Below are 22,922 nucleotides of genomic sequence, written 5' to 3' on the forward strand. Positions count from 1 at the left end.
GCGATCTTGTGCACCTTCTTGCCGATCAACTCCACGCCCGATTTGTTCACCGAACCCGTTGCCGGCACCAGTCCGGTGATCGCATCGATCAGCGTCGTCTTGCCCGCGCCATTCGGGCCGATGAGGAAGCGCAGATCGCCCTGCAGCAGCGTGAGGTCGACATCGGACACCGCCTTGAACCCGTCGAAATCAACGGTCAGTCCGCGGATTTCGAGGTAATCGCTCGACATCCCCGCATTGCCGCCGAAGACCGGCTCTGCCGAGGTGTGGGAGTCCGTTCCGGTAAAGATCATCGTGCCTCCACGGGAAGTTGTTCGGGCTCGGTCACCGGTGGTTCCTCGGGCGCAGGCGGTTTCGGCTCTCGCCGCAGACGCTTGCGCAGCGCCCAGATGCCGGCGATACCGGCCGGGAAGAATCCGACCACCACGATGAACAACGCGCCCTGCAAGTAGATCCACCCGGACGGGAAGCGTTCGGAGAACGCGCTCTGCGCCCAGGCAACGCCGATCGCGCCGAGGACCGGCCCGAGCAGCGTCGCGCGTCCGCCGATGGCCACGCCGATCAGGAATGCGATGGAGGGCACCACACCGATATCGGCGGGGGAGATGATCCCGACGATCGGCACGAACAGCGCACCCGCGATACCGGCGAAGAACGCCGCGACGGCGAACGCGACCACCTTGATATTGGCCGGGTCGTACCCGAGGAATCGCACTCGCTCTTCCTGATCCCGCACGGCAACAAGTAGTTCGCCGTAGCGGCTGTACATCAGCTGCCGTGTGATCGCGACGATGAGCAGCAGGGTGGCCGACGCGATGAAGAACAGCATTTGCTTGTTCGCCGGGTCGCTGAGGTTGAACCCGAAGAAGGAGCGGAACCGGTTCAGCCCGGTGAATCCGCCGATCGATTGTTGCCCGGTCAGGTAGATCGCGAGCGCCGCCGCGAGTGCCTGGCTGAGGATCGCGAAGTACGCGCCCTTGACCCTGCGCTTGAACACACCGAACCCGAGCAGTGCCGCGATAGCGGCGGGCAGCACGGCGATGGCGACCAGTGTCACGATCGGGGAGGCGAACGGTTGCCAATACCCGGGCAGTTCGCGGATGCCCGCGATCTGCATGAAGTCGGGTACGTCGTCGTGACGCAGCTCGGCGTCGGCGATCTTGAGATGCATCGCCATGATGTACGCGCCGATCGCGAAGAAGACGCCCTGGCCGAGCGTGAGCATTCCGCCTCGGCCCCAGGCCAATCCGATTCCGGCGGCAACCATCGCGAAGCACAGGAACTTCGCCAGCAGGTTCAATCGGAAGTCGGACAGCAGCGCTGGCGCGACCGCGAACAGCAGGACCGCGGCAACCGCGAATCCTGCGAACGTGCCTCGCCAGCCCGAGAGGAAGCCGAGGCGCGTGGAAAAGCGGGTCTCGCTCATGCCAGGCTCCTTGTCTTGACCGTGAACAGACCCTGCGGACGTACCTGAAGGAAGATCACGATCAGGACGAAGAGGATCACCTTCGCGATGGACGCGGTGGTGTTGTACTCGATGAACGAGTTGAGGATGCCGAGCGCGAACGCGGCGATGACGGCACCGCGCAGTTGGCCGAGTCCGCCGACAACGACCACAAGGAACGCGTCGACCACATAACTGGTGCCGATGGTCGAACTGGTCGAGCCGATCAACGTCAGTGCCACACCTGCGACACCCGCCAGGCCGGAACCGATGAAGAACGTGGTGATATCGGTGCGCCGACTCGACACCCCGCTCGTCTCGGCGAGGTCGCGGTTCTGCACGACCGCGCGAATGCGCCGTCCCATCGAAGTGCGCTGCAGCGCAAGCGAAAGCAGTGCCACGCACACCAGCGCGAGTACGAGGATGAAGATGCGGGTCTTCGGGACCACCGCGCCGAAAATCTCCACGCCGCCCGCGAGCCATTCGGGCGCAACGACATTCACCGCGGGCGCTCCGAAGATGTCGCGGGCGAGTTGTTGCAGGATGAGCCCGACGCCGAAGGTGACGAGCAGGGTGTCGAGAGGCCGGTGGTACATCCGCCGGATCAGCGTGACCTCGAGCAGTGCGCCCATCAATCCGCCGACCAGGAACCCGATGAAAAGCGAGACGATCAGCGATACGCCGGCCGACGAGACGACCTTCTGCACCACATAGGTCGTGTAGCAGCCGGCCATGATGAACTCGCCGTGCGCCATATTGATGACGCCCATCTGGCCGAATGTGAGCGCCAGGCCGAGCGCGGCGAGCAGGAGAATCGATCCCAGGCTGAGCCCGGTAAAGAGCTGTCCGACAAAGACATCCACCAGATGCCTCCCTTCCCTATGCGTGATGTGCGCGGCAGGTTGCGGTGCTAGCGGGGTCGCTACGCAGGCTCCGCTCCCGCCCTGCCGCGCACATCACGACCAATGACTAGCTGCCGCCGAGATCGCCGGCCCAGTCGTAGGTGGTCAGGTAGGGGTCCGGTGCGATCGGGCCGTTCGACTGCCAGACGGTGTAGATGAGGCCGTCGGGCCGGATCTCGCCGATGCGCGCCGTCTTGGTGATGTGGTGGTTGTCGCCGTCGATGGTGACGGTGCCCTCCGGCGCATCGAAGCTCACGCCGTCGGCCGCGGCCTGAATATCGGCCACCGCAAACGAGTTCGCCTTCTCGACCGTGTTCTTCCACAGGTACACCGAGGTGTAGGCGGCCTCCATCGGGTCGGAGGTCGGCTTGTTCGCGCCGAAGCGGGCCTTGTAGGCATCGACGAACGCCTTGTTCGTCGGACTGTCCACGGTCTGGTAGTAGTTCCACGCAGTCAGCTGGCCCGCGATGTTCTGCGCGCCGATGCCGCCCACTTCTTCCTCGGCGATCGACACCGACACCACCGGCATATCGGCGGCCTTCAGGCCCGCGTTGGTGTACTCGCGGAAGAACGCGACATTGGAATCACCGTTGAGGGTGTTGAACACGGCGTCGGCGTCCGCGGCACGCACCTTGTTGACGATGGTGGAGAAATCGGTGGAGCCGAGCGGCGTGTAGTCCTCGCCCTTGATCTCGATTCCGTTTGCCGCGGCGTAGGCCTTGATCTCACGGTTGGCCGTCTGCGGGAACACGTAATCGCTGCCCACGAGGTACAGCGACTTCACGCCCTTTTCCTTGAGGTAGTCCAGCGCGGGCACGATCTGCTGGTTGGTGGTGGCGCCCGTGTAGAAGATGTTCTTGCTGTCCTCGAGGCCCTCGTACTGGACGGGGTAGTAGAGCAGCGAATTGTTGTCCTCGAACACCGGCAGCATCGCCTTGCGGCTCGACGAGGTCCAGCCGCCGAATACCGCTGCGACGCAGTCACTGCTGATCAGCTTCTCGGCCTTCTCGGCGAACGTCTTCGGGTCGGACGCACCGTCCTCCTCGACTACCTCGATCTTCTTGCCGAGCACGCCGCCCGAGGCGTTGATCTGGTCGATGGCGAGTGCGGTGGAATCACGCACCGTCACTTCACTGATCGCCATGGTTCCCGACAGCGAGTGCAGCGAGCCGACCTTGATGGTGGGCGCCGAGGTGTCCACACAGGACGCGGCGGCGCTGGTTGTGCCGCTGTCATCCGCCTTCGAACCACAGGCGGTCAGCAGCACGCCGGCCAGCGCCAGCGCAACCGGCACGGCAAGTAGATGTCGAGAATCTGGCATCGAAACAGCCTCCATTCGCAGGGGTGTGCGAGGCGCACACTATGGAAGAACTGTTGCGGCTGAATGAATCTCGATGACGAGTTGATTGCCAGCGTTACGGGGCTGTGAACACGCTCGAATGGGCGCGGACAGCAGGTATTACGCGCCCGGGGCGCGGCGGCGAGGCGCCCGGGCGCTGCCTTATGGCCGCATATCAGCGTGCCAGGGTCCACCTCTGGGCGCTGGTGCGGCGAGCCCAGAATTCCTTGTGCTTACCGCCTATGGCAAGCAATTTCTCATGCGTGGACACCGTGCTGCGGAAGCGTCCAAGAAAGGCGAACCTAACTTCTACCTACGGTTGCGGAGGGTTCCTGCGGTACAGCACGCTCGTTTCGACCGCGATTCAAGGAGGAAACGCAGCCATGGGGCACTACAAGAGCAATGTGCGCGACATCGAGTTCAACCTGTTCGAGGTTCTCGGCATCGATAGCCTGCTCGACCAGGGCGGATATGGCGATCTCGATTCCGAGACCGCGCGCAACATCCTCGACGAAGTAGCCCGGCTCGCCGAGGGACCGGTTGCCGAGTCCTTTGCCGCTGCCGACCGGGATCCTGTGCGTTTTGATCCCGAAAACCACAGCGTTATCGTCCCGGAACCGCTGGCCAAAACAGTCGCCGCGGTGGCCGAGGCGGGCTGGTCGCGTCTCGGGGTGCCCGAGGGCATGGGCGGGATCCCTGCGCCGGCGGCGCTGCGCTGGGCGGCGATGGAAATGATCGTTGGCGCGAACTCGAACGCCGCGTTCTTCGACATGGGGCCCGCGATGGCGGCGGTCCTGTACACGGTCGGCACGCCCGAGCAACGGCACTGGGCCGAGTCGGGCTTCGAGCGCGGCTGGGCGGGGACCATGGTTCTCACCGAGCCTGACGCCGGGTCCGACGTGGGGGCCGGCCGCACGACTGCGATCGAACAGCCCGATGGCACCTGGCACATCGAGGGCGTCAAGCGCTTCATCACGGGCGCGGACGTGGGCGATACCGCCGAGAACGTCTTCCACCTCGTGCTCGCCCGCCCGCGGGGCGCCGGGCCGGGTACCAAGGGCTTGAGCCTGTTCTACGTGCCGAAGTACCACTTCGATCCGCAGACACTGGAACTCGGCGAGCGCAACGGCGTTTACGTCACCAACGTCGAACACAAGATGGGTTTGAAGTCGTCGCCCACCTGTGAACTCACCTTCGGCGCCACGGACCTGCCCGCGGTGGGCTGGCTCGTCGGCGATGTGCATGACGGCATAGCGCAGATGTTCATGGTGATCGAGAACGCCCGAATGACGGTGGGTGTCAAGGCAGCCGGCACTCTGTCGACCGGCTACCTCAACGCGCTCGAGTACGCCAAGCAGCGTGTGCAGGGTGCGGATCTGACCCGGTTCACCGACAAGGCCGCACCGCGCGTGACCATCACCCACCACCCGGATGTGCGGCGCAGTCTCGCCATGCAGAAGGCCTATGCCGAGGGCATGCGCAGCGTGTACCTCTACACCGCCGCGCATCAGAACGACGATGTGGCGGAGCTGGTTTCGGGTGCGGATCCGGGGCTGGCCGCCAGGGTGAACGATCTGCTGCTGCCGATTGTTAAGGGCGTGGGATCGGAGCGCGCGTACGAGCTGCTCACGGAATCCCTTCAGACGCTGGGTGGTTCGGGCTACCTGCAGGATTACCCGATCGAGCAGTACATCCGTGACGCGAAGATCGACACCCTCTACGAGGGCACCACAGCGATCCAGGCCCAGGACCTGTTCTTCCGCAAGATCGCTCGCGACCACGGCACCGCGCTCGCCCACGTGGCCGGGCAGATTCGCTCGTTCATCGAGGGCGACACCGACAACGGCCGACTCAAGCGGGAACGCGTGCTGCTCGGCACCGCACTCGACGATGTGCAGGCGATGACGGCGACGTTGACCGGCTACCTGATGGCCTCGCAGGAGCAGCCCACCGAGATCTACAAGATCGGGCTCGGTTCGGTGCGTTACCTCTACGCGCTCGGAGACCTGCTCATCGCGTGGCGACTGCTGGTCGGCGCGCAGGTTGCGCATGCCGCACTCGATGGGGGTGCAGACGAGAAGGATCGGAATTTCTACACCGGAAAGGTTGCGGTCGCCTCGTTCTTCGCCAAGAACGTGCTGCCGAAGCTGACCGCGGTGCGGGGCGTGCTCGACAACCTCGACACCGAGATCATGGAACTCGACGAGGCGGCCTTCTAAGACCGCTCACGGGTGCAAATTGTGTTCGTGGGGGCGAAGTTTCGCCCCCACGAACTAGTTTTGCCCATGGGGAACGGCGGTCTACGGCGTCGGCAAGTCCTCGACCTCGGACTCATCGATCGCAGGTAGCTCGATGGGCTGCCCGATATCGCTGATCCGGCTGATGTCGCCGTGGCCCTCGTCCATCCGGACGAGGTTGCCGTACTGGTCGATGATGACCTCGATCGAATCGGGCAGAGTGGCGACCAGCTGCTTGCGAAGATCGGTCAGCGCCTGTCCGCTGGCGCCGGGCACGAGGTGTTTGGCCTCGGCGTCGGCGAGTGCATTTTTGTCCTGAGTGAGCGTGTACCGGGTTGCGTCGACCCCGTCGAAGGTGACCGGGCCGGTCTCGATGACCTCGGTCGCCGCCTCGACGTACGCATTCAGGTACTCCGGGTCGAGGACGACCGCAGTGGACGCGAACGGTCCATCAGTGGCAGAGCTCTTGTACCAGACGCCGGGTTCCATGCTGAGCGCCTTGGCGCCCTTCTCGAATCGCATGTACACCGAACCGTCGCGAATGACGCTGTCCGCCTGGCCGTACTCGAGGCTCGCACCGGTGGTGACGACGATGCCGTTGGCGTAATCGATCCGAGCGTCGGTGGGGCGCTTGCCGTTCTTCTCCATCGAGACGTGGATGGAACTCGACGTCGCGGATTCGAATGCCGCCGCAACGGTTTCGGCCGGCGTCGGTCCATCCGAACTCGTGGACGCGTCGTCGCCGCCCGTTGTAACGATAGTGATGCCGACGCCTGTGAGTACCACGGCTGCGGTAGCGGCTCGGGCGATCCGCCAGGTCCGCTTCTTCTTCGAATCTGTCTCCGGCTGACCGGCATTCGCGGCAGGCTGGGGTTCGTCCAACTGCGCTGTGCTGCCGGACGGGTGCTGCTTTTGGTTCACTCTTCCCCCGAAGTCCTTGTGTTGTTGAGGTTTCCGCGTGTCTGCGACTAGCGAGTCGGCATTGGAACGACGGTGGACTCGTCGATGGTCGGCACCTCGATGGGCTTGCCGAAGTTGTCGAAACGCGTGATGTTCCGGCCCTCCACGATTTGAACGATGCGACCGGCATCATCGATGGCGTATTCGACCGAATCGGGCAGCGAGGCCATCGCCTGGGTGCGGAACGTGCTCACGTCCACGCCGCTCGACTTGATCAGCGTGCCCAGATAGTCCACCACCGCGTTCTTGTCGAGCGTCACGACGTAACGCGTCGCGTCGGTGCCATCGACGTCGACCGTGCCCGACTCGACGATGTTCGGGGAAGCGGAGATAACCGTGTCGAAGTACTTCGGGTCGAGCATGGAACTCGCGAGAGTCATTGTGCTGTCTGCGGATCGGTACCACGTGTTGGGCTGGATCGGCCCGATGCCCTGTTCGTAGCGGATGTACACCTGCTGTGCGCCCTCGCCGCGAATCACAACCGCGACCTTCCCGAAGCGGGCCGTCGTGGTCTCGCCGTAAATGACGTGGTCGCCGAAGTCGGCCTGCGTCTCGGTGGTGTTGCCCTCGGCCGTCGTGGCATGTGAGCGCACGGTTCCGGCATCGTGCATGACCTTCACCGCGGCCCGGACCTTCTCGGCCGGCGTGGAGGCGGCCTCGAACACCGCGGAGTTCACGCTGTCATCGTCGCCGCCGCTGGTCACGGCCCAGGCGGCTCCTGCGCCGACCGCGAGCGCAACGACGACGGCGCCGATGATCACCGGCGTGCGTCGACTCTTGCTCGGTGCTGCGGCGTCGTATGGCGCCGGGTTCTGCTGTTCCTGCTCTGGCGCCTGCTGCTGGCTCATATTCCCCCGATGTTCGATTCCGCCGGTGTCCCCGGTAGGGCCGAATGGCCCAGCGGATAGTAGCGGGGGTGGGGGCGGGGGGCGGAGTCAGGCGGAATCCGCCGCCGCGGCCTCCAGCGAGGTAGGCGGAGATGATTCGGCGGCCGTTGCTGGAGATGACTCTGCCGAGCCGAAATCGGGCGAATCGCAACCTGTCTCAGGCTCGGGCCACGGCACCTGCATGCACTCGTCGAATGACGGGATTGCCCCGGGAGGATCGGAGCGCTCGATGAGGAGGGCGATGGTGTCGAGCAGAGCCCCGATGCGGAGATCGAAAGGTGTCGCTCCGTTGTCGAATGCGCCGACGGTCCACAGCCGCGTCATCGTCGGGAACCGGGTCGGGTCGAAAGTGTTCTGCCAGAAGTCGGTTTGCGCGGCCCAATACGCCTCGTAGTCCGTGCCCTGCGCGCGCTGGTCGGCGTCCTCGGCCGCGGCGGCCCGGGCGAACCCGGAGACGGCCTGATTGAGAATAGAGATGGTCTCGACCACCTGGGTTGCGGTGAGTCCGGTGTCGATCAGAATCCGAAAGCCTGCCTCCTCGGCCTCGAACACGTGTGGCGCCAACGGCATTCGCCAGCTGTTCACCGATAGCAGCCAGGGGTGCGCGCGCATCAGGGCGAACGATCCGCGGGCATATGCCTCGAGCGCGGCGCGCCATGGCAACTCTGCTTCGGGCAAGGCGAAATCGGCATAGGCCCGGTCGATCATCGCGTCGATGAGTAGGTCGCGGCCCGGCACGTGCGAATAGAGCGTCATAGTTCCGACGCCGAGGGCGCGGGCTACCGAGCGCATGGATACCGCGTCGAGGCCGTTCTCGTCGGCCACCGCAACCGCGGCATCAACGACCTGGGCCCGGTTCACGCGCGCTGGCCTGCCGCGGGCCGACGTGGCTGTCGGCGGCTCCCAAAGTGGCGCAAACCTGCTGTTTCCGGCCGGGACCGGAGTGGTTTCGGTGGGTTCGGTGTCGGCCATGCCCACCTCCAGAAAATTCACGTTGCGCGTATTTATCGTGCAGCGTACCGTAAATCTCGTGGACAATCCGGTACAGCGTACGGAAAATGCGATCAGGGCGAGGGGTCTCAAAAAGACGTTTCGTCGCAAGAAGGAAACGGTCGAGGCGGTGAAGGGCGTCGACCTCGATGTGGCACGAGGCGAGCTTGTCGCTTTCCTCGGGCCGAACGGGGCAGGCAAGTCGACGACGATGCGAATGCTGACCTCGGTGCTCAAGCCGACGTCGGGCGAGGCCGAGGTGGCCGGCTGCGATGTCGTTCGCGACCCGGCGTCCGTGCGGGCTCGCATCGGCTATGTGGGCCAGGGCAACGCGGGCGGGTATTCGTACCGGGTCATGGACGAATTGCGCAATCAGGCGCGGTTCTACTCGGTGCCCGGTGACCTCGCGCGGCGGCGCGCCGCAGAGTTGCTGGAGGCACTCGAACTCACCGGGCTGGAGAAGCGGACCGTGCAATCCCTCTCGGGAGGGCAGCGGCGCCGCCTCGATGTGGCCATGGGCTTGATGAACCATCCGCGGTTGCTGTTCCTCGACGAGCCGACGACGGGTCTCGACCCGCATGCGCGCGCAAACCTGTGGGAGCACGTCCTGCGGCTGCGTGAGGAAAACGACATGACGCTGCTCTTGACCACGCACTATCTGGACGAGGCGGATGCGATGGCCGAGCGGATCGTGTTGATCGACAACGGCACGGTTATCGCCGATGCCACGCCGGCGTTGCTCAAGCGCGAATACGCCGATGATCTGGTGACCGTCGAGATAGCGTCCGGCGAAGGCGTCGCCGCCGCTCGTTCGGTTCTGCCGTCGGGCATCAATGGCGTCACCGAGACGATGACCGAAACCGGTTCGGTGCGGCTCGCGCTCGGCACACACAACGGTCCGGAATTGGTGCCGCCGCTGCTGCGCACGCTCGATTCCGCCGGTGTGACGGTGCTGGCCACCGACGTCAAGCCCGCGTCGCTGGACGACGTGTTCCTGAACCTGACCGGACGGTCCCTGCGTGAGGAGGCGGCATGACCGACGTGATCAACCGGGCCGATGCAACACTCGACGTGGCGCCCGACCGCTCAGCCGTCGGCAAGTGGATGCATGACACCGGTGCGGTCTTCACCCGCGAAATCCTTGTCGTGCTTCGGGATCCGTTCACGCTCATCTTCTCGCTGCTGCAGCCGCTGGTCTTCCTCGGACTCTTCGGGCCGCTGCTCGACGGCATGCTCGGCGCCGACACCATCGACGGAGTCTCGGCTCTGCAGTGGTTCCTGCCCGGGGTGCTCGTGATGATCGCGATTTTCGGCACCGGCATGGTCGGCGGAAACCTGTTGTACGAGTTGATGACCGGTGCCTACGAGCGAATCCTCGCCACCCCGCTGGACCGGTCCTCGATTCTGGTCGGCCGGGCGCTGAAGGAGTTTGCCCCGCTCGTCGTGCAGGCGCTGCTCATCACGGTCGTGTCGATCCCGTTCGGCTTGGTGTTCTACCCGCTGCACGTGCTCGTCGGCCTGGTGATCCTGGGCATCTTCGGCATTGGTCTCGGCGCGCTGTCGTACGCGCTCGGCCTCGCGGCCAAGAATCGCGAGTGGATCTTCTGGGGCGTGCAGCAGTCGGTGATCTTCCCGCTGCTGCTGCTCGCCGGCATGATGCTGCCGCTCGAGGCTGGGCCGGGCTGGATGCAGGCCATCTCGAAGGCGAATCCGTTGACCTACATCGTCGATGCCCTGCGCACGCTGTTCACCGGGACCCTGTGGGATGCCGATGTGGCGTGGGGGATCATCTCCGCGCTGATCACGTGCGCGGTCGGGCTGTGGGTCGGCATCCGGATGGTCAAGCGCACGATCTGATCGGTCAAGCCCAGGGGTTCTCGCGGGCGAAGACGGTTGGGAAGTTCAGCGTCACCCCGTCGCGCTTCGCCAGTCGGGTCAGCACACTCATCGTCGCGTCGAGATCGTCGCCGGCGTAGGGGAGCGCGCGCAGTGGCTCGTCGAGCGGTCGGAAGAAGTCGTCCCAATGGATGAGCACCGCTCGGCGGGCGCTGACCGCGCGGACGGTTTCGTTCCAATAGGTCTCGATGTAGTCGGGGGATTGCAGCCCGAGCTGGCCGACCCCGAGATACGCGACGTCGGCCGACCGGCCGGCGAGGGCCCCTCGCACGTAGCCGGCGCTGCCCTGGATCAACGCCGACCGGCCGGTGGCGTTGTGGCGCAGCAGGATCGACCACGCGTCGCCGCAGCGGAAGGCGGCCGCACGGGTTGGGGTTGTGACCGGCTCGGTGATCTCGCCGGGGAACCGGTCCGGTGGGCAGTGATGCGACGTCACGAAGGTCAGCTCGTAGCCGCCGAGCGTCAGCGGCTCGGACGGCGTGACGACGATGATCCTGGCCTCGGGGAGGGCAGATCCGCGACCGACCTGTGCCGCGGACGGTCCGCCGACGAGTGGCGCACCCGTCCGAATCGCGACATCGGCGGAGTCCAGCGCGTGGTCGAAGTGGGTGTGCACCGGGATCACCGCGTCGAGGACGGCGATTCCGGCCCGGTCCAGTGCCGAGGCGATCCGCGTCGGGTCGGGCGCGATCTTGCCCAGTCCGACGCGTGCCAATGAGGGCCTGCTGAAGTATCCGTCGGTGAGGATCGCCGACGAGCCGTCATCGATCAGCAGGCTCGAGACACCCAGGAACGTCACGGCGAGTCCGTCGTCCGCGGGCGGCACATCGAAGCGGTCGAGGTACGCGTTGATGTCGGGGCGTCCGAGGCGCAGTCGCATGACCGCACGGTACGTCCTCGCCGCGGAGTGCACGGGGTGATCGTTCTCCACCCTTGGACCGGTATCGGCCGACGCGGACTTCCCGGATTCTGATTGCGTAGCTGGTCGGACGGTGATGGAGGACGACGATGGATGACCTCATGAATCAGGTCACGGTCGCACGCAAGCGTGGCTATGTGCTGGCACATCGAGTGCTGCTGGGCATCGCCCTTGTTCTCGTCGTCGTGTGCGGTGTCGAAATCGTGCTGATGCAAACGGAGGTGAAGATCTTCGGCTGGTTGCTGGTCCTCACGCTGCTGGCCGCGGTCTACTGCCACGAGCGAGCCCGCCGGCTGTCATAGCGCGACGCGTACGTACTAGCGCAACACGTACGGCGATATTGAGCTGCGGTGCTCGCTGATATCGAGTTCCTTGCCGAGCGGCGGGAAGGCGCGCTGCGGGCAGTTGGCCCGCTCGCACACGCGGCAGCCGGCGCCGATTGGGGTGGCGTTGGCGTCCTGCAGATCGATGCCGTCGGCGTAGACGACGCGGCCTGCATGCCGCAGTTCGCAACCCAGCCCGATCGCGAAGGTCTTGCCCGGCTGTCCGTAGCGTGCCGCTCGCCGTTCGACCGTGCGCGCGATCCATAGGTACTTGTGGCCGTCGGGCATCTGCGCGATCTGCGTCATGATCTTGCCGGGGTAAGCAAACGTCTCGTACACGTTCCACAGCGGGCAGGTACCGCCACTCGACGAGAAGTGGAAACCCGTGGCGGACTGTCGTTTCGACATGTTGCCGGCCCGGTCGACCCGCACGAAGGAGAACGGCACTCCGCGCTGCTTCGGCCGCTGCAGGGTCGATAGCCGGTGGCAGATGGTCTCGTAGCTCTGCGAGAAGAACGCGGAGAGCCGCTCGATGTCGTAGCGGTAGTCCTCGGCGACCTCGTGGAAGCGGCTGTACGGCAGCACGGTGGCGGCGGCGAAGTAGTTGGCCAAGCCCAGCATCGCAAGCCGGCGTGAGGAGTCGGAAGTGAAATTTCCTTCGTCGACGAGCTTTTCGATGAGCTCGCCGCATTCGAGGTAGGCCAATTCCGCGGCGAACTTGAATACGCGTTGACCACCCGAAAGGTGCGGCGCGATCTCGAGCACCCGGCGGTCCGGGTCGTAGTGATGCAAGACGTTTTCACCGAGATCGATTCGCTCGACGATCTGGACCTCGTGCACCGCCGTCAGCCGCCGTCCGATCTCGCCCGCAATATCGCCGCGGTGGAACCGCATTCGCGCGGTGAGTTCCTCGGCGGCTCGGTCGAGTTCGTCGAGGTAGTTCTGCCGCTCGTAGAAATAGTCGCGAACTTCCTCGTGCGGCTTGCTGATCGAACCGCTGCCGCTGCCGTCGGTATAGCGCTCCTCGGTCGCAGCGGCCAACTGCGCGGTCGTGTTGCGGTAGCGCCGATGCATATTGACCATCGCGCGGGCGAGAGTCGGGTGCGCGGTGACCATCTCGGCGATTTCGTGGGCGTCCGCGGTGATACCCATTTCCTCGTCGAGCGAGACCTCCTGCAACTCCGCGATCAGGCGGGTGTCGTCCTGCGAGGAGAAGAACGTGGTGTCGACGCCGAACACCTCACCGATACGCAGCAGCACCGGGACGGTCAAGGGCCGCACATCGTGCTCGATCTGGTTCAGATAGCTGGCGGAAATCTCCAGACTCTTCGCGAGCGCGGCCTGGCTCATGCCACGCTCGTTGCGGAGCTGTCGGAGGCGCGCGCCCACGTACGTCTTGGCCATAACCCATGGTTACGGAAGATCGGAGGATAGTGCAAACGATGTGTTCGCAGAGTTAGCAAAATGCGACTCGACGTCGTCATTTGCCGGTATTGGGCGTACCTAGGGCGGATAATCGAATCCAACGAAAGGTGGCCACAATGGGGTGGTGTCGGGTCGGCCTGGCGGTTCTTGTCGCAATGATTCTGTGGTGTACGAGCGGGCCGACCGCGGTGGCCCAGGAGTCGTCGAGTGCTTCCGGGTCCTCGGGGTCGTCCCAGGTCATTAATCCGCAACGCGATCCCATGAAGATGTATCCGGCTCCAATTCCCGATCCGTGGGTCGTTCCCTTCCCGGGGTACGAGAACACCCCGCCCGGAACGATTCTCGCGAGCCGGCCGGTCGGTGTCCCGCTCCAACTGGTGCCCGCGGCGACAACTCAGCTGCTGGTCCGGTCCACGGACTCGCATGGCGTGCCGATGCCGGTCGTCACGACGGTGATGGTGCCGACGACGCCGTGGCCCGGCCCAGGTCCGCGGCCGGTGATCGCGTACAACACCGCCATCGACTCGCTTGGGCTGACCTGCGTCCCGTCCTGGACGATTCCACGGGCGATGGAGATCGAGATCGTGCCGATCCAGTACCTGCTCTCGAGGAATTACGCAGTCGTGGTGACCGACCACCAAGGGCCCAAACAGGCGTATGCGGGTGGGCGCCTGTCCGGAAACGCGGTGCTCGATGCGCTCCGGGCGAGTGTGCATGCGCAGTTCCTAGGGCTCGCGCCGAATGCGCCGATCGCCATCTCCGGGTATTCCGGTGGCGCGATTGCCGCCGGCTGGGCCGCCGAACGACAAGCGGACTATGCACCCGAGCTGAACGTCGTCGGCACGGCGATGGGTGGGGCGCCGGTGGACTACCGGATCTTGTTCGCGTCGATGAACGGCGCCAACCTCGCCTCCGGTGTCTTCCTCGCCGCTGCGCTCGGTGTCGCACGCGAGTATCCACAGTTGTTCGCGCTGCTGAATGACAACGGCTATCGGCTCGGCGCGATTGCGAAGGACTTGTGCCTCGCGCAGCTGGCCCCGCTGGGGGTCGCACCGGTCACGGTGCAGGCGCTGTCCGATGTGCCCAACGTGGTCGATCTGCCCGTCGTCCAACAGGTGCTCGATGACACCCGCATGGGCAAGAGCGCGCCCCGCGCACCGGTGCTGCTCTATCAAGGGCAGCAAGACTTCTGGATCCCCCGTGCGGGCGCCATCCAATTGCGCAACACATGGTGCGCCGAAGGCGGCAACGTCGCGTACGACGAGAAGTTCGGCGAACACCTGTTGGCAGTCGCATGGGGCTTCCCGATTGCCTTCGGCTGGATCGAGGACCGGCTCGCCGGGCGGCCGATGGCGCCGGGGTGTGGGTAGTCGGCGCTACGACAGGTTCTGTCGGGGCCACGGGATACCGTCGAAACATGCTGCTCGCGAATGTGGTCGCGACGTCGGCCGCGCTCGGCGAGACTCGCTCCCGCCGCGCGAAGATCGAGCTTCTTGCGCGGCTGCTCGGCGAACTCGCAACCGACGAGGTCGAACCGGCGGTGGCGTGGTTGGCCGGCGCTCCGCGGCAGGGTCGGACGGGGACTGGGTGGCGCACGCTCGCCGCGGCGCGGGGCGAACCGGCCGCGGAGGCGTCACTCTCCGTCGGTGATGTCGATCGACTACTCACCGATCTTGTTGGCGCGACGGGCGCCGGATCGGTTGCCCGGCGGCAGGCGGTGCTCGGCTCGTTGTTCGGTGCAGCTACCGCACCCGAGCAGGAGTTCCTGATTCGACTGCTCACCGGCGAACTCCGGCAGGGCGCGCTGGAAGGCATCATGGCCGACGCTGTCGCGGCAGCGTCGGGAGTCCCCCAGGCAGACGTGCGCCGGGCATTCATGCTTTCGGGTCGGCTATCGGCAACGGCCGCAATCGCATTGGACCGCGGCGCGGAGGGACTGGCCGAGATCCGGCTCGAGGTGGGCCGGCCGGTCCGGCCGATGCTCGCATCCCCCGCCGAATCGCTCGAGGCCGCGCTCGCTGATCTCGGCAGCGATATCAGCGTCGAATTCAAGCTCGACGGCGCGCGAATTCAGGTGCACCGCAACGGTGATGAGGTGCGTGTCTTCACCCGGACCCTGCGGGAGATCACCGCGACTGTGCCGGAGCTCGTCGAGCGGGTGCGCGAACTACCCTGTGACTCTGTCGTTCTCGATGGCGAGACGCTGGCACTCACCGACTCCGGCCGCCCGCGCCCGTTCCAGGAGACGATGCAGCGCTTCGGCGCGGACATTGCCGGTGCCGAACCGGGTGAGATGCGAGCACTGCTGCTGCAGCCGTACTTCTTCGACTGCCTGTACCTCGATGGCGTCGACCTGCTCGATGAGCCTTTGTCCGTGCGGCTCGAGGCGCTTGACCGGGTGGCGGGGGAGAACCGGATCCCGTCGCTGTTGCGGCCCAACGAATCCGAAGCCGCGGCGCATTTCGATGCAGCGCTCGCGGGCGGCCACGAGGGTGTCATGGTGAAATCGCTGACCTCGCCCTACGCCGCCGGGCGCCGCGGCAAGGCTTGGCAGAAGATCAAGCCCGAGCACACCCTCGACCTGATCGTGCTCGGGGCCGAATGGGGATACGGCCGCCGAACCGGTTACCTGTCGAATCTGCACTTGGGCGCGGCCGATCCGAACGGCGGCCCGCCGATCATGGTCGGCAAGACCTTCAAGGGGCTTACCGACCAGTTGCTCCAATGGCAGACCGAGGAGTTCCCGCGGCACGAACGCGAGCGCGACGCGGGCACGGTCTATCTGCATCCGGTCCTGGTCGTGGAGATCGAACTCGACGGGGTGCAGGTATCCACGCGGTATCCCGGCGGCGTCGCCCTGCGGTTCGCCCGGGTCCTGCGCTATCGCCCGGACAAGATCGTCGAGCAGGCCGACACGATCGATGCGGTGCGGGCGCTGCTGCCTACGCGCTGATCGCGCACCGTTTTCGTGCGACCGCGCATGCCTGGGCGTGCGCGACTACCCGACAGGTGCGCGTTGATGCAGTCCCGCTCTGTCGTCCCGGCAGGTGCACGGTCAGGTGGCGAGTGAACGCGAGCACACACTTTTCGAGAGAATGGGCGGGATCCCGTGCCAGGGTGCGAAGAGTGTTCACGGACGTTCATTGCTCTTGGATCCGCGGGCTGAGCGGTCCGGCGTGGCCGGCGCGTCGACCGTGCACCCATTGAACGCGCACGGATTCAGGTCAGCGCGCACGCCTGGGCGTGCGCGCTGACGTGGAAATGTGCGCGTGGGTGCTAGCTCTGCGGCTTGGTCGCGTTCACGTACTGCACGACCCGCCGCAATCGCTGCTCGACATCCGTCAGGCCCGCCCCCGCGAAAACATCCGGGATCGTGTCGCGGCCGAATACGCGCAGGCCGATCAAGCCGCTGCCAGCCCTCACGGCCGGGCGAAGCGCGGAGACGTCGCCCTGGTAGCTGGTCATGATTGCGATGCGGCCGCCCGGCGCCAAGACACGAACCATCTCGTCCAGTGCGGTGAACGGGTCGGGCATCAAGTACAGCGCGCCGAAGCAGCACACGGCGTCGAAGGTGTTGTCCGCGAATGGCAGCCGCCCGGCGTCGCCGCGGACATATCCGACCCGCGCTCCCGAGTTGTCCGCGACGGCACGGCGCAGCATCGGCTTCGAGATATCGAATCCGACCGCGACCCCGTCGCCGCTGAGCCGCTCGGATAGGTAGTGCGTGAAGTTGCCGGGGCCGCACGCCACGTCGAGCACGCGCTGTTCGCCGCTCAGGTGCAGGTCGGCAACAGCATTGCGGCGCTCGGTGGACGTTGTCAGCCCGGTGGCCAGCGTGAAAGCGAGCGGACGCCAGGCCCGCTCGTACACCGTGGCCAGCGCCTGGCTGTGCATCGCGTTGTAGGCGAAGCTGTGCCGCTCGGGCTCGGCGGGCGCTTCGCCGGCTGCGAGAACGTCGAGGTATCCGCCGGAGGTGGAGACCGTTTCGCGCAGCTGCGCCGGGTGCAGAAGCGCGCGAACCGCCTCGACACCGGGCATCGATGCGGTCACCTAGGCGCCTCGGTGTTGTCGGTGACGGTGGAATCGAACGGAGTAGGGAACGGCGGGCGGCTGTTTCCGGTCACGCGGTAACGATCCCAGAAATCGCGGTCGCCGAAAACGGCATCGGCGGATCCGAACGAGGTTCGCAGCCGACCCGGCCGATTGCCGGTGCCGATTGCGGCGTCGAGTTCGGCGGAGGGCTGGATGCGGCCATACCAGCGAAAGACGCCGTCGATGGGCTGCACCATTCCGTGCAGAGCGATGGTGACTGGGACTTCGGCGTCGTCGAGCAGGACGAACGCGGGACCCTCGAAGTCGGCCTCGCTGGGACCTGACCCGACAGATTCGGTGATCGGCGCCACAAGCGCGACTCTACCTATGACCTCGAGTTACGGCTATCCCCGTTTGAGGCGGTGTGAATGCGCTCACAAACCGGGCTCGCGAGGCACTTGGCCAGCCGCCGAATGGTCCGCGGAAACCTCACCGCGTTGGCGGATCGAGGCGTGAGGTGAAACCGCGTGCTACCTGCGAAAAAGCCCTACTCGCAGGTAACTTTAGTCAACCTACTGACCTGCGCGAACTTAGCAACCTTTGCAAACGGGGTTGAAAAGATAGCGAATGTTGGCATTAGCAACAGGTCGTAAGGGGTTTTTGCTTGTGCCAGACTTGATCCGTAACCGAGACAAGCCTCGCAAGGCTGTGAAGCACGCCACCTACTGGCGGGTATCGAAGAGAGAGTGGAGCAGAGATGTCGACGGTCGGCACCCCGAAAACTGCTGCGGAAATCCAGGCGGATTGGGACACCAACCCGCGCTGGAAGGGCACCACCCGCAACTACACGGCCGAGCAGGTCGTCAAGCTGCAGGGCACTGTTGTCGAGGAGGCCACCCTCGCTCGTCGTGGCTCGGAGATCCTCTGGGATCTCGTCAACAACGAGGACTACATCAACTCGCTGGGCGCCCTCACCGGCAACCAGGCCGTGCAGCAGGTTCGCGCCGGCCTGAAGGCCATCTACCTGTCCGGTTGGCAGGTCGCCGGTGACGCGAACCTGTCCGGCCACACCTACCCGGACCAGAGCCTCTACCCGGCCAACTCGGTTCCGCAGGTCGTGCGTCGCATCAACAACGCGCTGCTGCGTGCCGACGAGATCGCCAAGGTCGAGGGTGACACCTCGGTCGACAACTGGCTCGCCCCGATCGTCGCTGACGGTGAGGCCGGCTTCGGTGGCGCGCTCAACGTCTACGAGCTGCAGAAGGCCATGATCGCGGCCGGCGTCGCCGGTTCGCACTGGGAGGACCAGCTCGCGTCGGAGAAGAAGTGCGGCCACCTCGGTGGCAAGGTGCTCATCCCGACCCAGCAGCACATCCGCACCCTGACCTCGGCGCGTCTCGCGGCCGACGTCGCCGGTGTCCCGACGGTCGTCATCGCTCGTACCGACGCCGAGGCTGCCACGCTGCTGACCTCCGACGTCGATGAGCGCGATCGTGAGTTCCTGGACGGCACCCGTACCGCCGAGGGCTTCTACGGCGTGAAGAACGGCATCGAGCCCTGCATCGCGCGTGCCAAGGCCTACGCCCCGTACTCCGACCTCATCTGGATGGAGACCGGTGTGCCGGATCTCGAGGTTGCGAAGAAGTTCTCCGAGGCCGTCCGCAGCGAGTTCCCGGACCAGCTGCTGGCGTACAACTGCTCGCCTTCCTTCAACTGGAAGGCGCACCTGGACGACGCGACCATCGCGAAGTTCCAGCGTGAGCTCGGCGCGATGGGCTTCAAGTTCCAGTTCATCACCCTGGCCGGCTTCCACTCGCTCAACTACGGCATGTTCGACCTGGCGCACGGCTACGCCCGCGAGGGCATGACCGCGTTCGTCGACCTGCAGGAGCGCGAGTTCAAGGCTGCTGCCGAGCGTGGCTTCACCGCCGTCAAGCACCAGCGCGAGGTTGGCGCCGGCTACTTCGACAGCATCGCCACCACCGTTGACCCGAACACCTCCACGGCGGCGCTGAAGGGCTCCACCGAAGAGGGCCAGTTCCACTAAATCGAAGACACCTCGCGGGCGCGGGGGCATAGCAACGAAGAAGCTGTGCCTTCGCGCCCGTTCTTCCACCGACAGGAGCTGCCGTGACCAGCGAAAAGATTCAACGGGTCGGCGTCATCGGCGCCGGACAAATGGGTGCGGGCATTGCCGAGGTGTGCGCACGCGCACACGTCGACGTGCTGATGTACGAGCAGAACCGTGAGCTCGCCGCGGCGGGCCGGTCCCGCATCCTGCGTTCGCTCGACCGGGGCGTCAGCAGCGGAAAGATCACCGAGCGCGAGCGGGAGCAGGCTGCCTGGCGGCTGCGCTTCACCTCCGATCTCGGCGATTTCGCCGACCGGCAGCTTGTCGTGGAGGCCGTCGTCGAGGACGAGAAGGTGAAGACCGACATCTTCACCGAGCTCGACCAGGTCGTCACCGACCCGGACGCGGTGCTCGCCTCGAACACCTCGTCCATCCCGATCATGAAGCTGGGCATCTCGACCAAGTCGCCCGAGCGTGTGATCGGCATGCACTTCTTCAACCCGGTTCCAGTGCTGCCGCTCGTCGAGCTGGTCACGACGCTCAAGACCAGCCCCGCGGTGTCGCAGCGCGCGGAGCGCTTCGCCGCCGAGGTGCTCGGCAAGCAGGTCGTCCGGTCCGCCGACCGTTCCGGCTTCGTCGTGAACGCACTGCTGGTGCCCTACCTGCTCTCGGCCATCCGCATGGTGGAGTCCGGATTCGCGACCAAGGAAGACGTCGACAAGGCGATCGTCCTCGGCCTCGCGCATCCGATGGGCCCGCTCACGCTGACCGATCTGGTCGGGCTCGACACGGTGAAGTCGATCGCCGACTCGATGTACGCCGAGTTCAAGGAGCCGCTCTACTCGCCCCCGCCGCTGCTCATGCGGATGGTCGAGGCCGGGCTGCTCGGCAAGAAGACCGGCGCCGGCTTCTACCAGTACACGGAGAAGAACGGGCGCGTCGCGAAGTAAACCACTCGTGCCCGTGCGTGGTCCCGATTCGATCGAGTGACGCTGTGCCCTCCGGCGCGGCACACTCGAAATCGGTATACCGCGCACGGGCACGCAGCGTTCTCAGGAGGAACGGGATATGGCCAACGTCGTCGACGGATTCGGGTCCAGCGTTCTCGGTTACCCGCGTATCGGTGCACATCGCGAGCTGAAGTACGCCCTCGAGGGCTACTGGCACGGCTCGCGCAGCAAGGATGAGCTGCTCGCCGTCGCGCGCGATATCGCCGATGACACCATCTCTGAGCTCGCTGCCACCGGCCTGACTCAGGTACCGGGCAACTGGTTTTCCCTCTACGACCACGTCCTCGACAACGCGCTGCTTTTCGGCGCGGTCCCGTCGCGATTCAAGCCGCTGCGCGAGACCATGGACCCGCTCGATTTCTACTTCACCCTGGCGCGCGGCAAGCCCGATTTCCCGCCGCTGGAACTGGTGCGGTTCTTCGGCACCAATTACCACTACCGGCAGCCCGAGGTCGACGAGAGCACCGAGTTCTCGCTGCATCCAGAGGACCTGCTCGATGAGTTCGACCGCTCGCTGGCGCGCGGTATCGAGCTGCGCCCGGTCGTTATCGGACCGGTGTCGCTGCTGCTGCTGTCCAAGGTCGGCCCGGCCGATTCGTCGATCGAGCTCGGCAGCGTGGACCAGAGCAGCTTCGACAAGCTGAGCCTGCTCGACAAGCTGCTGCCGGTGTACGAGCAGCTCTTCGAGATCCTCGCCAAGCGCGGCGCGACCTGCGTGCAGCTCGACGAGCCGATGTTCACCAGCGAACGGACCCCGGAGGAGCTCGCGGCGTTCGAGCGGGCCTACCAGCGGCTGTCAACCTCGGCGCTGCGCCCCCGCATGCTCGTCACTGGGCAGTACGGCGACTTCGGTGAGGCGCTCGAGATTCTTGCCGCATCCAAGGTGGAGGCCATCGGTCTCGACCTTGCGAGCTACCGGATCCGCCCGGAGAAGCTCGCGAAGATTCCGGGCATCAAGCGCAAGCGGCTCTACGCCGGCGTGATCAGCGGCCAAAACGTCTGGCGCGCAGACCAATACGTCACCCTCGAGTACCTCAACGAGCTGGCCAAGGTGTGCCCCGACTTAGTGGTGTCCACCGGCACGACGCTGCTGCACGTGCCCTACGACGTGCTCGCGGAGTACGACATCGACGGCAACGTCGCCGATCGCCTCGCGTTCGCCAAGCAGAAGGTCGGCGAGGTCGTTTCGCTGGCGAAGGCGCTCACGGAGGGCCCGTCGGAGAAGTGGCGCAAGCGGCCCAAGGAAGTGCACTTCAAGCAGAAGCACGCGGTGCGTCAGCGGGTCTATGCGGTCAAGCCCGAGATGCGCGAGCGCGAGCCGTACGAGGTTCGCCGCGCGGCACAGCAGGCGAAGCTGAACCTGCCCAAGGTGCCGGCAACGACGCTGGGTTCGTTCCCACAGACCGACGCGATCAAGAAGGCGCGTTACGAGCTAGGCGAGGGACGCCTCTCGTGGGAGGACTACTACAAGCGCGTCCAGGTCGAGATCGAGAACACGATCCGGCTGCAGGAAGACATCGGACTCGACGTGCTGGTGCACGGCGAGCACGAGCGCAACGACATGATCCAGTACTTCGCCGAGCTGCTCGACGGCTTCGCCACCACCCACTTCGGCTGGGTGCAGGTGTATGGCTCGCGCAGCGTGCGCCCGCCGATCATCTACGGCGACGTGTCGCGGCCCGCCCCGATGTCGGTGGAGTGGTTGACCTTTGCCCAGTCGCTGACCGAAAAGCCGGTCAAGGGCATGGTCACCGGTCCGGTGACGATGGTCGCGCGCTCGTTCGTGCGTCAGGACCAGCCGCTGTACGAGACAGCCGATCAGGTCGCGCTCGCCCTCCGTGACGAGCTGATCGATCTGGAGAAGGCCGGTATCGCCATCATCCAGGTGGACGAGCCCGCCATTCGTGAGCTGCTCCCGCTGCGCGACAAGGGCCGCGAGGAGTACCTGCGCTGGGCGGTCGGCGCGTTCAAGCTGGCCACCTCGGGCGTCAAGCCGGAGACCCAGATCCATACGCATATCGGCTACTCGGGTCAGGCGCAGGTGGTGGAGGCGATCGAGGAACTCGATGCCGACGTCACCGCGATCATCGCGACGCGCTCGATCGAATGGGTCCTCGAGGCGCTGAAGGACGACAAGGCCGAGGGCACCCCCCTCACGCACGGTGTCGGGCCGGGTGTCTACGAGAGTCGCTCGGCGCGGATCCCGGACATCGACGAACTCGACGCGCGGCTGACCGAGGCGGCCGAGTCGATCGACCTCGACCGGCTGTGGGCCAACCCCGACGGCGGGCTCAAGACCCGATACCACTGGCAGTTGGAACCGTCACTTCGCAACCTGGTGGCCGCCGCCCGCCGTTTGCGGCGACGCGCGGAGGAAGCCGAGCGGGCGCAGCAATGAGCCCTTCGGCCGCACACCCTTTCGCGATCCGCATACGCATAGCGTGTGCGGATCGCGATCTTTTGGTGCGGCGACGTGCGTCAATGCGC

Annotated in this window: 20 protein-coding genes; 9 read left to right on the forward strand and 11 right to left on the reverse strand. The window is 65.6% G+C overall.

Translation table 11 applies throughout. The features are described from left to right. The 4 genes from A8G08_RS18615 to urtA form a co-directional block, all read right to left on the reverse strand. A partial coding sequence (locus tag A8G08_RS18615; protein WP_157108651.1) for an ATP-binding cassette domain-containing protein occupies positions 1-293 on the reverse strand: 293 nt, incomplete at its 3' end. After that, positions 290-1,426, reverse strand: a complete 1,137-nt coding sequence (gene urtC, locus A8G08_RS18620) for an urea ABC transporter permease subunit UrtC (RefSeq protein ID WP_068277459.1) — start codon at positions 1,424-1,426, stop codon at positions 290-292. The genes urtC and A8G08_RS18615, both read right to left, overlap by 4 nt. Then, positions 1,423-2,307, reverse strand: a complete 885-nt coding sequence (gene urtB / locus A8G08_RS18625; protein ID WP_068277463.1) for an urea ABC transporter permease subunit UrtB — start codon at positions 2,305-2,307, stop codon at positions 1,423-1,425. The genes urtC and urtB overlap by 4 nt, the downstream gene beginning before the upstream one ends. 106 nt (positions 2,308-2,413) lie before the next feature. Beyond that, entirely contained in the window at positions 2,414-3,667 is a 1,254-nt protein-coding gene (gene urtA / locus A8G08_RS18630; RefSeq protein WP_084436517.1) for an urea ABC transporter substrate-binding protein, read from the reverse strand. 401 nt (positions 3,668-4,068) lie between these two features. Here urtA and A8G08_RS18635 point away from each other — a divergent pair, with 401 nt between their 5' ends. Beyond that, positions 4,069-5,904 (forward strand): acyl-CoA dehydrogenase, encoded by a 1,836-nt coding sequence (locus A8G08_RS18635; protein ID WP_068277467.1) that lies wholly within the window; start codon positions 4,069-4,071, stop codon positions 5,902-5,904. An 81-nt stretch (positions 5,905-5,985) separates the two neighbouring features. Here the strand turns inward: A8G08_RS18635 and A8G08_RS18640 are convergent, their stop codons facing one another. The 3 genes from A8G08_RS18640 to A8G08_RS18650 all read right to left on the reverse strand — a co-directional run bounded on the left by A8G08_RS18640 (position 5,986) and on the right by A8G08_RS18650 (position 8,741). Beyond that, positions 5,986-6,843: a LolA-like protein gene (locus tag A8G08_RS18640; RefSeq protein WP_068277470.1), complete on the reverse strand. Its 858-nt coding sequence runs from the start codon at positions 6,841-6,843 to the stop codon at positions 5,986-5,988. Between the two features lie 47 nt (positions 6,844-6,890). Next, positions 6,891-7,730 (reverse strand): hypothetical protein, encoded by an 840-nt coding sequence (locus A8G08_RS18645; RefSeq protein ID WP_068277478.1) that lies wholly within the window; start codon positions 7,728-7,730, stop codon positions 6,891-6,893. 87 nt (positions 7,731-7,817) lie between these two features. Continuing rightward, a complete protein-coding gene (locus tag A8G08_RS18650; RefSeq protein WP_084436503.1) occupies positions 7,818-8,741 on the reverse strand; it encodes a TetR/AcrR family transcriptional regulator in 924 nt (307 codons plus the stop codon). 58 nt (positions 8,742-8,799) lie between these two features. Between A8G08_RS18650 and A8G08_RS18655 the strand changes: the two genes are divergently transcribed. Continuing rightward, a complete protein-coding gene (locus A8G08_RS18655) occupies positions 8,800-9,795 on the forward strand; it encodes an ABC transporter ATP-binding protein (protein ID WP_245672895.1) in 996 nt (331 codons plus the stop codon). Further along, entirely contained in the window at positions 9,792-10,616 is an 825-nt protein-coding gene (locus tag A8G08_RS18660; protein WP_084436507.1) for an ABC transporter permease, read from the forward strand. The genes A8G08_RS18655 and A8G08_RS18660 overlap by 4 nt, the downstream gene beginning before the upstream one ends. Positions 10,617-10,620: 4 nt before the next feature. Here A8G08_RS18660 and A8G08_RS18665 read toward each other — a convergent pair whose 3' ends face one another. Further along, complete coding sequence (locus A8G08_RS18665) at positions 10,621-11,535, reverse strand: MBL fold metallo-hydrolase (protein WP_068277545.1); 915 nt, start codon at positions 11,533-11,535, stop codon at positions 10,621-10,623. Positions 11,536-11,663: 128 nt separating this feature from the next. Here A8G08_RS18665 and A8G08_RS18670 point away from each other — a divergent pair, with 128 nt between their 5' ends. Continuing rightward, on the forward strand, positions 11,664-11,876 hold the full coding sequence (locus A8G08_RS18670; protein ID WP_068277481.1) for a hypothetical protein: 213 nt from the start codon (positions 11,664-11,666) through the stop codon (positions 11,874-11,876). Between the two features lie 15 nt (positions 11,877-11,891). On the opposite strand, the gene ramB is transcribed toward A8G08_RS18670, so the two are convergent. Further along, positions 11,892-13,301 (reverse strand): acetate metabolism transcriptional regulator RamB, encoded by a 1,410-nt coding sequence (gene ramB / locus A8G08_RS18675; RefSeq protein WP_068277484.1) that lies wholly within the window; start codon positions 13,299-13,301, stop codon positions 11,892-11,894. Between the two features lie 281 nt (positions 13,302-13,582). On the opposite strand from ramB, the gene A8G08_RS18680 reads away from it, so the two are divergent. Further along, on the forward strand, positions 13,583-14,692 hold the full coding sequence (locus A8G08_RS18680) for a lipase family protein (RefSeq protein ID WP_169823330.1): 1,110 nt from the start codon (positions 13,583-13,585) through the stop codon (positions 14,690-14,692). A 47-nt stretch (positions 14,693-14,739) separates the two neighbouring features. Beyond that, the gene (locus A8G08_RS18685) at positions 14,740-16,275 is read left to right on the forward strand and encodes an ATP-dependent DNA ligase (RefSeq protein ID WP_068277488.1); all 1,536 of its coding nucleotides are present in this window, start codon (positions 14,740-14,742) and stop codon (positions 16,273-16,275) included. Between the two features lie 323 nt (positions 16,276-16,598). Here A8G08_RS18685 and A8G08_RS18690 read toward each other — a convergent pair whose 3' ends face one another. Together A8G08_RS18690 and A8G08_RS18695 are read right to left on the reverse strand one after the other, a co-directional pair. Further along, positions 16,599-17,372 (reverse strand): class I SAM-dependent methyltransferase, encoded by a 774-nt coding sequence (locus A8G08_RS18690; protein ID WP_068277491.1) that lies wholly within the window; start codon positions 17,370-17,372, stop codon positions 16,599-16,601. After that, positions 17,369-17,725: a DUF4873 domain-containing protein gene (locus A8G08_RS18695; RefSeq protein ID WP_068277492.1), complete on the reverse strand. Its 357-nt coding sequence runs from the start codon at positions 17,723-17,725 to the stop codon at positions 17,369-17,371. The genes A8G08_RS18690 and A8G08_RS18695 overlap by 4 nt, the downstream gene beginning before the upstream one ends. A gap of 386 nt (positions 17,726-18,111) precedes the next feature. Here A8G08_RS18695 and aceA point away from each other — a divergent pair, with 386 nt between their 5' ends. The 3 genes from aceA to metE all read left to right on the forward strand — a co-directional run bounded on the left by aceA (position 18,112) and on the right by metE (position 22,833). Then, a complete protein-coding gene (gene aceA / locus A8G08_RS18700) occupies positions 18,112-19,401 on the forward strand; it encodes an isocitrate lyase (protein ID WP_068277494.1) in 1,290 nt (429 codons plus the stop codon). Positions 19,402-19,484: 83 nt separating this feature from the next. Further along, the gene (locus A8G08_RS18705) at positions 19,485-20,375 is read left to right on the forward strand and encodes a 3-hydroxybutyryl-CoA dehydrogenase (protein WP_068277497.1); all 891 of its coding nucleotides are present in this window, start codon (positions 19,485-19,487) and stop codon (positions 20,373-20,375) included. Between the two features lie 118 nt (positions 20,376-20,493). Beyond that, complete coding sequence (gene metE / locus A8G08_RS18710) at positions 20,494-22,833, forward strand: 5-methyltetrahydropteroyltriglutamate--homocysteine S-methyltransferase (protein ID WP_068277499.1); 2,340 nt, start codon at positions 20,494-20,496, stop codon at positions 22,831-22,833. The last annotated feature ends 89 nt before the right edge of the window (positions 22,834-22,922 follow it).

The organism is Aldersonia kunmingensis, assembly GCF_001646865.1.
Lineage (GTDB): Bacteria > Actinomycetota > Actinomycetes > Mycobacteriales > Mycobacteriaceae > Aldersonia > Aldersonia kunmingensis.